The sequence below is a fragment of the Flagellimonas sp. L-11 genome, assembly GCF_056857735.1.
The window spans coordinates 40,878-53,369 of the sequence record NZ_JBSXNR010000072.1 but is presented as its reverse complement, the minus strand read 5'-3'; the positions used below and the strand labels follow the sequence as shown (position 1 = coordinate 53,369).

At 43.3% G+C, this 12,492-nt stretch carries 11 protein-coding genes; 2 read left to right on the top strand and 9 right to left on the bottom strand.

Annotation, left to right across the window (positions count from 1 at the left end):
- Positions 1 to 153: 153 nt before the first annotated feature.
- Both hemN and AC13CC_RS13940 read left to right on the top strand, forming a co-directional pair.
- Positions 154 to 1,527: an oxygen-independent coproporphyrinogen III oxidase gene (gene hemN / locus AC13CC_RS13945; RefSeq protein ID WP_482877642.1), complete on the top strand. Its 1,374-nt coding sequence runs from the start codon at positions 154 to 156 to the stop codon at positions 1,525 to 1,527.
- A gap of 18 nt (positions 1,528 to 1,545) precedes the next feature.
- Positions 1,546 to 2,370 carry a universal stress protein gene (locus AC13CC_RS13940; RefSeq protein WP_326277008.1) on the top strand — a complete coding sequence of 275 codons (825 nt, stop codon included), beginning with the start codon at positions 1,546 to 1,548 and terminating at the stop codon, positions 2,368 to 2,370.
- Positions 2,371 to 2,461: 91 nt separating this feature from the next.
- Here the strand turns inward: AC13CC_RS13940 and AC13CC_RS13935 are convergent, their stop codons facing one another.
- The 9 genes from AC13CC_RS13935 to AC13CC_RS13895 all read right to left on the bottom strand — a co-directional run bounded on the left by AC13CC_RS13935 (position 2,462) and on the right by AC13CC_RS13895 (position 12,453).
- Positions 2,462 to 3,730 (bottom strand): acetyl-CoA hydrolase/transferase family protein, encoded by a 1,269-nt coding sequence (locus tag AC13CC_RS13935; protein WP_482877641.1) that lies wholly within the window; start codon positions 3,728 to 3,730, stop codon positions 2,462 to 2,464.
- A 14-nt stretch (positions 3,731 to 3,744) separates the two neighbouring features.
- Positions 3,745 to 4,455, bottom strand: coding sequence for a sulfite exporter TauE/SafE family protein (locus AC13CC_RS13930; RefSeq protein WP_482877640.1), 711 nt, complete (start codon positions 4,453 to 4,455; stop codon positions 3,745 to 3,747).
- A 2-nt stretch (positions 4,456 to 4,457) separates the two neighbouring features.
- Complete coding sequence (locus AC13CC_RS13925) at positions 4,458 to 4,904, bottom strand: FixH family protein (protein WP_326277005.1); 447 nt, start codon at positions 4,902 to 4,904, stop codon at positions 4,458 to 4,460.
- A gap of 11 nt (positions 4,905 to 4,915) precedes the next feature.
- On the bottom strand, positions 4,916 to 6,325 hold the full coding sequence (ccoG, locus tag AC13CC_RS13920) for a cytochrome c oxidase accessory protein CcoG (RefSeq protein WP_326277004.1): 1,410 nt from the start codon (positions 6,323 to 6,325) through the stop codon (positions 4,916 to 4,918).
- 102 nt (positions 6,326 to 6,427) lie between these two features.
- Positions 6,428 to 7,321 carry a cbb3-type cytochrome c oxidase N-terminal domain-containing protein gene (locus AC13CC_RS13915; protein WP_326277003.1) on the bottom strand — a complete coding sequence of 298 codons (894 nt, stop codon included), beginning with the start codon at positions 7,319 to 7,321 and terminating at the stop codon, positions 6,428 to 6,430.
- Positions 7,322 to 7,325: 4 nt separating this feature from the next.
- Positions 7,326 to 7,514, bottom strand: a complete 189-nt coding sequence (locus AC13CC_RS13910) for a hypothetical protein (RefSeq protein ID WP_014033099.1) — start codon at positions 7,512 to 7,514, stop codon at positions 7,326 to 7,328.
- 99 nt (positions 7,515 to 7,613) lie between these two features.
- Entirely contained in the window at positions 7,614 to 9,797 is a 2,184-nt protein-coding gene (gene ccoN, locus AC13CC_RS13905; protein ID WP_482877639.1) for a cytochrome-c oxidase, cbb3-type subunit I, read from the bottom strand.
- 2 nt (positions 9,798 to 9,799) lie between these two features.
- Positions 9,800 to 10,009, bottom strand: coding sequence for a cbb3-type cytochrome oxidase assembly protein CcoS (gene ccoS / locus AC13CC_RS13900; protein WP_326277001.1), 210 nt, complete (start codon positions 10,007 to 10,009; stop codon positions 9,800 to 9,802).
- A gap of 59 nt (positions 10,010 to 10,068) precedes the next feature.
- Entirely contained in the window at positions 10,069 to 12,453 is a 2,385-nt protein-coding gene (locus AC13CC_RS13895; RefSeq protein WP_482877638.1) for a heavy metal translocating P-type ATPase, read from the bottom strand.
- Positions 12,454 to 12,492: the final 39 nt, after the last annotated feature.

Below are 12,492 nucleotides of genomic sequence, written 5' to 3'. Positions count from 1 at the left end.
AAGTCAACAATCCTTTAAAGGTACTATGCTGGGATAACGAAAAATATGATACTCATCAGGCCTAAAAACTCATTTTTCGCGATTCCATACACCAATCCTGACAATTATCATGTTCTATGCAACTTGACTAAGGTAATTTTGAACTATAATGTAATGATATATACAACGATGTGTGGATTAGTTCAAAAATACAATGTTCCCGGACCCCGATATACCAGTTACCCAACCGTACCCTATTGGGATCTGGACAGTTTTTCTGGAAAAAAATGGAATTCCAGTGTACTAAAAGCATATCGAGAAAGCCAACAGGAAGGAATAAGTTTATACATACACCTCCCATTTTGTGAAAATCTGTGCACTTTTTGCGGATGCCACAAACGTATTACCAAAAGACATGAGGTTGAACTACCCTACATAAAGGCAGTTTTAAAGGAATGGGAACTGTATTGCGACTTGTTGGGTTCCAAGCCCCTGATAAAGGAACTCCATTTGGGTGGTGGCACCCCTACCTTTTTTTCTCCGGAAAATTTAAAAATGCTCATCGAGGGCATTGTGCGTCTTGGAAACAAGGCGGACGAAGTTGAGTTTAGTTTTGAGGGCCATCCCAACAACACCACAAAAGAACATTTACAAGCGCTTTACGATGTAGGGTTTAGAAGGGTTTCTTTTGGCGTACAGGATTATAACCTCACCGTTCAGCGCGCCATCAACCGAATACAGCCTTTTGAGAACGTGAAAAATGTTACCGAATGGGCCAGGGAAATTGGATACACCTCGGTTGGACACGACATCATCTATGGATTGCCATTTCAAGATTGTGCCGATGTAGAGAATACCATGATAAAAACCAATGCCATAAAACCCGATAGAATCGCTTTTTATAGTTACGCTCACGTGCCTTGGATAAAAGGCAACGGACAACGTGGCTATAAAGATGAAGACCTGCCATCGTCCGTGGAGAAAAAAACACAGTACGAAATGGGTAAAAAGATGCTCACGGGGTTCGGTTACAAAGATGTTGGCATGGATCATTTTGCTCTTCCCACCGATAGTTTGTACAAAGCACTGGGAAATGGAACCCTGCACCGAAACTTTATGGGTTATACCGCATCAAAAACCAAACTTATGATCGGTTTGGGAGCATCGAGCATTAGCGATAGCTGGTATGGATTTGCCCAAAATGTAAAGAACGTGGAAGAATATCAGAATTTGGTTTCGCACGGAGTTATCCCTATTTTTAGAGGACACATCCTAAATACGGAAGATGAAATCTTGAGAAAGCATATTCTTAATATAATGTGCCAATTCGAAACTACTTGGAACACCGAGGAAAAAGAAGTGGTGGATTTTGGAAATATCTTGGGCAACCTATCCGAATTGGAAGCCGATGGACTTGTAGAAATAAATGACACTAAAATCAAGGTAACCGACAAAGGGAGGCCTTTTGTAAGAAACATTAGTATGGCATTTGATCTTAAACTGCACCGACAAAAACCAAATACCCGAATATTTTCCATGACCGTTTAACCTTAAAAAAACAACAAAATGAACAGTATAATCGTACCGGTTGATTTTTCAAATCAATCCGAAAAAGCCCTTAAAATTGCGGCTTCCTTAGCAAAGGAACACAAGGCAGAACTATATGTTTTGCACATGCTGGAACTTTCTCCCGCCATTATGGGGGAATCTGGATATATTTCCCAAGAACAAGTGGTACATCTTATAAAATTAGGAGAGCAAAGGTTTGCCGACTTTTTGGACAAACCTTATTTAAAAGAACTAAAGGTAATTCCCATTATAAAGCACTACAAAGTCTTCAGTGAAGTGGCCGAAGTGGCGGAAAAACACAAAGCCGATCTTATTGTTATGGGATCCAATGGTGCAGATGGCCTTCAGGAAATTTTTATTGGTTCCAACACCGAAAGAGTGGTAAGAACTTCCGATGTCCCTGTTTTGGTCATCAAAGGAAATGAGGTCAATGGCTTTAACCCAAAGCATTTTGTTTTTGCCTGTGATTTTGAGGAAGAGAGTGTTCCTGCCCTAAAAAAAGCCAAGAAAATGGCCGGCCTTTTAAAGGCCAAGTTGCACCTTGTTTATATAAACACTCCGGGAGACGAGTTTTTAAGCACCGATGATGCCTCTGAAAAAATCTCCAAATTCCTGGACGAGGCCAAAATAAACGTTGGAGTGGAGATATTCAACGACTATACCGTCGAAAAAGGTATTATCAATTACAGCGACAAAATATCCGCTGACCTGATCGGTATTCCAACACACGGCAGAAAGGGTCTATCCCACTTCTTTATGGGAAGTATTGGCGAGGATATTGTCAACCATTCCGAAGCTCCTGTAATAACCTTTAAAATTTAATGGATTGTATTTTTTGATTGGTTTCATACAATTCAAAAAAAGGGGCGATTTTAAAATTGCCCCTTTTTTTTGTGATTAACTATGATTGACCCTAACCATGAAATCTTTCATAGGCTGCTTTTTCCAACTCCTCCCTATGATCAGGGTGTGCAATGGAAATTAAAGCTTTGGCCCGTTGTTGCAGATTTTTCCCAAAAAGATTCACCACACCATATTCCGTGGCCACATAGTGCATGTGGGCCCGTGTGGTGGTGACTCCGGCTCCTTGCTTTAAAAAGGGTGTTATTTTGGAAACCCCTTTTTTGGTGGTGGCAGACATGGCTATGATGGGTTTACCTCCTTTGGAAAGCGATGCCCCCCGCATAAAATCCATTTGTCCGCCTACTCCAGAAAACTGATATCCTCCAATGGTATCCGCACAAACTTGGCCGGTAAGGTCAATTTCTATGGCACTGTTAATGGCCGTTGCTTTCGGATTTCTACGGATTCTGGCCGTGTCGTTGGTATACCCCGAGTCCCTAAAATCACATATAGGGTTGTCGTCTATAAAATCATATAGTTTTTGAGAGCCCACAGCAAAACAACTAACAATTTTACCTCGTTTCACCGCCTTTTCCTTTCCGTTGATGACCCCGCTTTCCAATAAGGGCAATACCCCGTCAGAGAACATCTCGGTATGGATCCCAAGGTTTTTATGGTTTGCTAAGTTGGACAGAACCGCATTGGGGATGTTCCCAATTCCCATTTGTAGGGTTGCGCCATCATCAATAAGTGATGCTACGTGCCTACCAATTTCGTGCTCTACTTCCGACGGTTCGGTGGGAAGGTGTGCGTGAATGGGCCTATTGACCTCCGTGGCAAATGCAATCTCATCCACGTGAACGATACCTGTACCGTGGGTTCTGGGTACCTGTGGATTTATCTGCGCCACGATTTTTTTGGCCGTTCTAATGGCCGGCAATGCTACATCCACCGATACTCCCAAGGAACAATAGCCATGCTTGTCCGGTGGCGACACTTGTACAAAGGCCACATCCAACGGAAGATATTCGTCGGCGAACAACCATGGTATTTCACTCAAAAAAACCGGAATATAGTCGCCCATATACGTATTTACAAATGTCCGAACGTTGCCCCCCACAAAACAGGCATTCAAGGTAAAGGCATCACAATAGGGCTTTCTGGTATACTTTGCATCCCCTTCGGTATGGATGGAAATAATCTCTATATCCTTCAATTCATCGTGACGCTCACAGAGTGCGTCGATCAACTCGTTTGGGGTCATGGCCGCTCCTTGGAAAAAGACCCGGTCGCCTGATTTTACAATTCCTACCGCTTCTTCCGCTGATGTTATTTTCATTTTGGATTATAATTTTAGGGTTGATGGCATTCAATGGTCGCCGATACCGAATCTGCAGGTGCAGCTTTAGGGGAAACATAGGGTATTCCCAATCCCAGCCCACGTACAATAAACAATATACCAATGATGACCACAAATACCGGTATCAATTTCTGTATTTTGGATTTAATGGATGTACTGAACATTCCTTTGGAATAGACCACCAAGGACATCAGTGGCACGGTTCCCAGACCAAAAATCATCATGTAAAAACCGCCCTCCAAAGGACTGCCCATGGCAATGGCCCCCAAAAGGGCCATATACACCAGACCACAGGGCAAAAAGCCGTTCAAAAAGCCAATGGTCAAAAAGGTATCGGGTGTCTTTTTTTTAAGTTCAGCACCGAGTCTGGACTTTACCTTGCCAATGATCGAGTAAATGGGCGACAACAATTTATGACCGTTCAGATATCTTCCAGGGATCAACACCAGAATAATCATAAGCACCCCTATTCCAATGGATAGCTTTTGCTGAATGCCAAATAGAGACAATCCCTTGCCCAAAAGTCCAAACAACACGCCAATAACACCATAGGCAAACAGCCTTCCAAAGTGGTAGATGGACAGTTGTGCTGTCTTTTTTATACCATTGTTTTGGTCCAGAGGCAGCATAAAGGCTATTGGCCCGCACATGCCCAAGCAGTGCAGGCTTCCCAAAAGTCCCAGAACCAATGCAGAGGTCAACATGATCAGTACACCAATTTTTCTTTATGTAAAAAGGAATTACCTTCGTATTCCCAGTTTATGGAAATGTCCCAGCGACCGTCTACCAAGCGATTGTCAGGTATGAGCAAATGTGTATTGGACAAACTTAAAGGAAAGTTTGTGTCCAAGTGCTTGTTAGACGGTCTGTATAGGGACACTGTTCCACTTATTTTTTTGGGGTCGAAACGCTCTGGAAAATAAACCAACAAGCCTTCATCTGTTTTTTCAACCTTTAGGTTGGCATTCATTTCCGTGGCCTTTTTTGATGCATCTATCTCCTGCTGATAGGACAATTCTTTTTTATAATATTCCTCTGTCACCAAATCGTGGTTGGCACTATCATCCGTGCTCATCCTGAAGACAAAGTATAGGATGAAGGTGATAAAACCTATAAATGCCAATACTATTCCCGTTCCCCAATTAATTTTCATTGTTGTCTTATTTAATTATAGCTCCTCGGTGCCAAAAACTGGGTCACCGTGGTTTCTATGAGCTTATCGCCACTGTACACCCCGATCTTCAATTTATCCTTGTCGCCGTTCAATGCCGATGCATTTATTTCGATGAACAAGGTACCTTCTGTCAACTCTTCTGCCGGAACCGTAAAACTTTCTTGGGACACCATTTTGATTTCGCCCTTGTGCGACATCAGTTCAAAAGAAACGTTTTCGATATCATTTGTGGTTTTGTTCACTATTTTATAGGTGTACACATTACTGATGATATTATTTGCCTTTCGCTCGTACAACTGGCCCGGTAAGCGCAGCACATTGGCCTCGACCTCGTTTCTCATAAACAACATTCCAATAAGGACACCCGTTAGCACAACAAGTACTGCCGTATAGCCCTTCAAACGAGCGGTAAACTTAAACTTGTTCTTGTTGGTGATCTCATCCTCGCTGGCGTACCTGATCAAACCTTTGGGTTTATTGATACTTTCCATAATGTGATCACACTCATCAATACAAGCGGTACAGTTTACACATTCCAATTGGGTCCCGTTACGGATATCTATCCCTGTCGGGCAAACGTTCACGCATTGGAAGCAATCAATACAATCCCCATGTCCCAGCGCTTCCCGATCTTCATTCTTCCTGAACTTTTTACGTCCGTTTTCACCTTCACCACGTTCATGATCATAGGCCACAACTATGGATTTATTGTCCAAAAGCACTCCCTGTAATCTACCATAAGGACAGGCAATGATGCAGACTTGTTCCCTAAACCACGCGAAGATGAAATAAAACACCCCTGTGAAAATCAGCAACGGAACCATGGTGCCCAAATGGGCCATAGGGCCATCAGTAATATATGATAGAAGCTGATCACTTCCGATCAAGTATGCCAAGAACACATTGGCAATAAAAAAGGAGATGATGAAGAAAATAATCCACTTCAACACTCTTTTCCTGATTTTTTTGCCGGTCCATGGTGCTTTGGCCAAACGCATCTGTGCACCTCGATCACCATCTATCCAATATTCGATACGACGGAATACCATTTCCAAAAAAATGGTCTGTGGGCACATCCACCCACAGAAAATACGACCGTAAGCGACTGTAAAGAGTGCTATAAAAACAACTCCTATGATCAAAGACACCACAATCAGGTGAAAATCCTGAGGCCAAAACGGAAGTCCAAAAATATTGAACCGTCTGTCCAACACATTGAACAGCAAAAATTGGTGCCCATTGATCTTGACAAAAGGAGCTGCAATCAAGAAAATCAGCAGAATGTAACTTACGTACTTTCGGTAATCATAATACCGTCCACTGGGTTTCTTGGGGAAAATCCAATTTCTTTTCCCTTCTTCTGTAATTGTGCCTATGGAATCCCTAAAATTCTCTTCCATCACATTTGTGGTTTGTGGATAAATGTTTTGATGCTACTTATCCGGAACCTGAACCCGGCCCAAATTCTCGGGACACAGCTTTTCGTATCAGGTTTGATTTGCTTAATTTTCATCAGGAGCATCTGGGTCTACCCAAATATCCCCTTCAGGTTCCTTTGGGTTGGCCGGTGTGGTTCCACCCAAAGTAATTATGTAACTGGCCACCTGGGCCATTTCGACCGGTTTTAAGGTTTGTTTCCATGCAATCATCCCTTTGCCATCGCGACCACCTTCGGAAATTGTGGAAAACACATTTTTGATACCTCCGCCCAAAATCCAATACTCATCGGTCAGGTTTGGTCCAATTCCTCCTCCTCCATCGGCCATATGGCAAGCAACACAATTGGTCTGGAATATTTTCTCTCCTGCGGCCAAGTCGGATTCATCCGAAAGGAATTCCACAGTACTGGCATCCACCAAGTCTTTGGCAGTTCTTTTATACTCCTCAATAGCTGCTTGGGCAGCGGCCACCTCTTGTTCGTATTCCTGTTCTTGTGTATAATCTCCAATAACGTGAAAGCGCACTAAATAAACAATTGCAAAAACAATGGTCGCGTAGAAAAGGTACACCCACCAAGGCGGGAGCACATTGTCCAGCTCCCGGATACCATCATAATTGTGATCTAAGACAATTTCACCTTCCTTTTCAATGGCTCGGCTCTTGGTCAATTTTTTCATGAGGTTTTTGGCCCAAGTCCATTCAAATTTCTTGCTTTTGGTCTCCAAGTAACGTTCCTTGCCTTCTTCGGAAAGGGTTTGGAACATAATGTTCTCTATAGAATTCAAAATCAATTCAATGGCAATAAGGATCATCAATACCAACAGCATAAAAAACTGCGTGATGGGATATTCAAGTATTGCGGGTTTGTCACCGGAGTCTATAAAAAATTCCATCAATCCGAAGATCAAAAAGAATAAAACCGGGACTCGTATCCACCAAGGTGTTTTAGTACTCATAATGTTATAGTTTGTGTTGTTGATCATCGTTATCCAATGGCAGTTCGGACATCTCCCTTATGTGTTCCTTGGTAGCGGTAAATACCCACCAGAACAAGAGAACGAAAAAGACAAAGAAGATGAGCAGGGAAACCATGGGGTAGTTGGCTATCCCATCGATGGTTTCCATATGTTCTTTTACAAATTTCAACATGGTTATATTAGATTTTAGATGCAAGAATCAAGATGCAAGACTTTGAAATCTTAAATTGCCTATGTCTTGGCTCCTGAATCTTGGTTCATTATTTTTATTTTACTCTTCTGTTCCCTCAAGCTTAATATCGGTGCCCAATCGTTGCAGATAAGCAATCAAGGCAACGATTTCGCGATCGCGCATTTCCACAAACTCCAATCCGTTTTCCTCTGCGTATTTTTTATCCGCTTCGTAGGTTTTTTCAAATTCCGGGTCTGTGTACAGGCTCTTCTCTATTTGGGCCGCTTGCTCTGCCATGGATTGCGGAGCGTTGGCAATGTCATCATCAGTATATGGTACACCCAATTTTACCATAGCCTCCATTTTAGCTTGAACATCGCTACGGTCGTGTTCGTCCGTCACCAACCACTCATACGATGGCATTATGGAACCTGCCGAGGTACTTTGGGGGTCGTACATGTGGTTCAGGTGCCAACTGTCGGAGTATTTGCCTCCCACACGTAACAAGTCGGGACCTGTACGCTTACTGCCCCACAGGAATGGGTGGTCATACACAAATTCTCCTGCCTTGGCATATTCGCCATAGCGTTCCACCTCACTACGGAACGGTCTGACCATTTGTGAGTGACAACCCACACAACCTTCTCGAATGTAAAGGTCCCTACCTTCCAATTCCAGCGGAGTATACGGTTTAACACTTGTAATGGTCGGAATGTTGGATTTTACCAAAATCGTTGGGACAATCTGAACAATACCTCCAATCAAAATAGCGATGGTGGCCAAGATGGTCAACTGAACCGGTTTCCTTTCCAACCAATTGTGGAAGGTTTCGCCAGCCACTCTTCGTTTTGCCACACGTTCCAAGGCCGGAGCTTCAGCTGCTTCATCTTCAACCTTGCTACCAGACCTGATGGTCATCACAATATTGTAAAGCAACACAAACATACCGAGGATGTACAACGAACCTCCGATGGCCCTCATCCAATACATGGGGATGATTTGGGTGACAGTTTCCAAGAAGTTACCATAAACCAAGGTACCATCTGGGTTAAATTCTTTCCACATCAAGGCTTGGGTGAATCCTGCTACGTACATGGGAAGGGCATACAATACAATACCCAAGGTGCCAATCCAGAAGTGGAAATTGGCCAATCCTTTGGAGTGCAAATTTGTTTTGAACATTCGTGGCACCAACCAGTAGATCATACCAAAGGTCAAGAATCCGTTCCAGGCCAAGGCACCTACGTGAACGTGGGCAATAATCCAGTCACTGAAGTGGGCAATAGCGTTTACGTTTTTTAGGGAAAGCATGGGGCCTTCGAAGGTGGCCATACCATACCCCGTAATAGCTACCACCATAAATTTTAATGTAGCATCGGTGCGAACCTTATCCCAAACACCACGGAGGGTCAACAACCCGTTGATCATACCTCCCCAAGATGGAGCCAGCAACATTATGGAGAATACGACACCAAGATTCTGTGCCCAATCTGGCAAGGAAGAATATAACAAGTGGTGTGGACCAGCCCAGATATAAATGAATATCAACGACCAAAAATGGACGATGGACAATCTATAGGAATAGATGGGCCTATTGGCCGCCTTGGGAACAAAGTAGTACATCAACCCCAAGAAAGGCGTGGTCAAAAAGAATGCCACCGCATTATGCCCGTACCACCATTGTACCAATGCATCTTGCACACCAGCATATACGGAATAACTCTTCAGTGCGGATACCGGCAGCTCCAAGCTATTAAAAATGTGCAGCACGGCCACGGTAACAAACGTGGCCAAGTAAAACCAGATGGCCACGTACAAGTGCCTTTGTCGCCTTTTGAGGATGGTACCGATCATGTTCCATCCAAAGACCACCCATACTATTGTAATGGCAATATCTATGGGCCATTCCAACTCGGCATATTCCTTGGTGGTGGTATACCCCAATGGAAGTGTGATCGCTGCGGAGACAATGATCAATTGCCAGCCCCAGAAGTTGATATTGCTCAAGGCGTCACTGAACATTCGTGCCTTAAGCAAGCGTTGCAAGGAGTAATACACCCCTGCAAAAATGGCGTTCCCCACAAATGCAAAGATCACGGCGTTGGTGTGCAATGGACGCAAACGCCCAAAACTCAACCATGAGATACCCTCTGTAACATTGGGGAACAAAAACATAAAGGCCAATAAAAGGCCTACCGACATACCCACTACGCCCCATAAAATGGTGGCGTATAAAAACTTTTGTACGATTTTGTTATCGTAACGGAACTGTTGTATTTCCATATTTATTGGTTTGTACTTTTAGCTTGTTTGATTTCCTTTTTATTTGGGTTTGATTTTTCCTTGTCCTTAACCACCTCATCCTCGAACAACATTCTTACCGATGGGGTATAGGTGTCATCGTATTGTCCGCTTTTTACCGAGAAAACAAAGGCTACAAAAAAGATTACGGCCACCGTTATGCTAATGGCCAACAACACATAAATAACACTCATACCTGCCTGAATTTAGGGGTAAAACTACTGTGATGGTATTCCTCAAAAAATGACATATATCAGCTTTCTAAAATTTTTAAATCTTTACCGAGGTAATTTGTCGCCAAGGTGGTGAACACCACAATACTGATAGAGCTCAACGGCATCAGAATAGCGGCGATAACGGGCTGTAACTGACCTGTGACGGCAAAATACAATCCCACGACATTGTAACAGAGCGATAACAAAAAGCTCATTTTTATAATGCGAATGGATTTTTTGGACAGTTGTATGAACTTTGGCAGCATTCGCAACTTGCTCGCATCCAGAATGCCATCACAAGCTGGTGAAAACACATTGATGTTTTCCGAAACAGCCAATCCTACATCACTTTGGGCCAGGGCCCCCGCATCGTTCAAACCGTCGCCCACCATCAAAACTTTATGTTTTTCCTGCAACTGTTTGATGTATTCCAACTTGTCCTCAGGTTTTTGATCAAATAGCATTCTTGTCTTTTCCGGAAGCACTTTTTCCAACTGCGCTTTTTCTCCATCATTATCCCCCGAAAGAATGCCCAGTTCCAAATCGGCGGACAGCTCATCAAAAATTTGGCCCATCCCTTCGCGATAGGTGTTCTTGAACACGAACCGTCCCTTAAAATCTTCATCGGCACTTACGTAGACCGAAGTATTGGTCAATGCATTGGATATGCTTTCACCCACATAGGATGCCGAACCCACTTTTATGGAGTGCTCCTTATATTTGCCCTCGATACCTTTTCCGGTATGTTCTTGGAATTCTCCAAGGGTCATGATGGCATTGGATTTTAAAATAGTATAGAGAGATCGGCTCAAGGGGTGGTTGGATGCCCTCAAGGTAGTTTTCAAAAGTGCGGTTTCCTCCTCCGTAAGTTCCATTCCTTCATAATGGATGGTATCCTTTTGATTTGTGGTGAGCGTTCCGGTTTTATCAAAAATAGCGGTGTCTATTTTGGACAAGCGTTCGATCACATTGGTATTCTTCAAATAGAATTTATGTTTCCCGAAAATGCGTAGCATATTTCCCAAGGTAAATGGGGCCGCCAACGCAATGGCGCACGGACAGGCGATGATCAATACCGAAGTGAACACATTCAGGGCCAAACTTGGGTCAAAAATCAACCAAAAAGCGGTGGCCAAGGTGGCAATGCTCAAAACGGCAATGGTGAATCGTTTTCCGATGCTATCCGTAAGGGTCTGGAATTGACTTGCCTTGTCCTTGGAAAATATGGAGTTGCCCCACAACTGGGTCAAATAACTTTGGGAGACGGATTTGAGCACCTCAACCTCCAAAACCCCTGAAAGTTGTTTGCCGCCCGCAAACAATTTTTCTCCCGATTCCTTAAAAACCGCTTCAGATTCGCCCGTTACAAAACTGTAATCAATCTCGGCAGTTCCTTTGATCAGAATACAGTCCACTGGGATAATTTCGTGGCTTCGGATAAGGACCCTATCCCCTACTTCGATATTATAAATTTGGATGTTTTCTTCTTCCCCATTTTTCTTCAAACGGGTAACGGCTATGGGAAAATAGGATTTGTAATCGCGTTCAAACGAGAGATAAGCGTAGGTTTTCTGCTGAAAGAACTTGCCCAACAACAAAAAGAACACCAAGCCGGTAAGACTATCAAAAAAGCCTGAGCCCAAATCAAACGCTATATCGACGGTGCTTCGTAAAAAGAGGACTAAAATCCCCAAGGCGATGGGCACATCAATATTCAATAATTTGGAACGGATGCCCTTGTAGGCCGAGATAAAGTAATCCTGCGAGGCATAAAATACCACGGGCAGGGAAAAAGCAAACATCAACCACCGAAAAACCTGCTTGTATTGGTCCAACCAAAATTCTTCCACCTCAAAATACTCGGGAAAGGAGAACAGCATCACATTTCCAAAGGCAAAACCCGCAACACCCAACTTATAGATTAGGGAACGGTCTACTTTCTTTGCTTTTTTGTTGTATTCCTCAAGGGAGATATAGGGTTCGTAACCGATGCTGCACAACAAAAGTACCAATGCTTTCAGGGAAAAGTCCTCTGTTTTATAGGTAACCCGGATGGTTTTCTTTGGGAAATCGACCTGGGAAACTTTAATGGCCGAATGTAGCTTGTTCAGGTTTTCCAACACCCAAATGCAGGAACTGCAATGAATGGCAGGAATACTCAAACTGACCACTTGCACACCCTCTTCATTAAATTCCACGAGTTTCTGTACAATTTCTAGGTTGTCCAAAAAATCGTATTTCTGACGGATTTCGTTAGGTGTGGTTCCTGCCTTGCCCTCTATTTCGTAATAGGTGGACAGGCCGTTGGACGTAAAAATCTCGTAAACGGTTTTACAACCATTGCAACAAAAATCCTTATCATCAAGCTTAACATAACCTTTACCGCACTCGTCTCCACAATGATAACAGGTCGAGTCTGCCATTTTACATTTGCTTTACCTGGTGCAAATTTGTAATACTAT

What these genes read in the sequence shown, in the direction of transcription:
- hemN (WP_482877642.1), top strand. Translation starts at nt 154, where the DNA reads ATGATATATACAACGATGTGTGGATTAGTTCAAAAATACAATGTTCCC.
- AC13CC_RS13940 (WP_326277008.1), top strand. Translation starts at nt 1,546, where the DNA reads ATGAACAGTATAATCGTACCGGTTGATTTTTCAAATCAATCCGAAAAA.
- AC13CC_RS13935 (WP_482877641.1), bottom strand. Translation starts at nt 3,730, where the DNA reads ATGAAAATAACATCAGCGGAAGAAGCGGTAGGAATTGTAAAATCAGGC.
- AC13CC_RS13930 (WP_482877640.1), bottom strand. Translation starts at nt 4,455, where the DNA reads ATGTTGACCTCTGCATTGGTTCTGGGACTTTTGGGAAGCCTGCACTGC.
- AC13CC_RS13925 (WP_326277005.1), bottom strand. Translation starts at nt 4,904, where the DNA reads ATGAAAATTAATTGGGGAACGGGAATAGTATTGGCATTTATAGGTTTT.
- ccoG (WP_326277004.1), bottom strand. Translation starts at nt 6,325, where the DNA reads ATGGAAGAGAATTTTAGGGATTCCATAGGCACAATTACAGAAGAAGGG.
- AC13CC_RS13915 (WP_326277003.1), bottom strand. Translation starts at nt 7,321, where the DNA reads ATGAGTACTAAAACACCTTGGTGGATACGAGTCCCGGTTTTATTCTTT.
- AC13CC_RS13910 (WP_014033099.1), bottom strand. Translation starts at nt 7,514, where the DNA reads ATGTTGAAATTTGTAAAAGAACATATGGAAACCATCGATGGGATAGCC.
- ccoN (WP_482877639.1), bottom strand. Translation starts at nt 9,797, where the DNA reads ATGGAAATACAACAGTTCCGTTACGATAACAAAATCGTACAAAAGTTT.
- ccoS (WP_326277001.1), bottom strand. Translation starts at nt 10,009, where the DNA reads ATGAGTGTTATTTATGTGTTGTTGGCCATTAGCATAACGGTGGCCGTA.
- AC13CC_RS13895 (WP_482877638.1), bottom strand. Translation starts at nt 12,453, where the DNA reads ATGGCAGACTCGACCTGTTATCATTGTGGAGACGAGTGCGGTAAAGGT.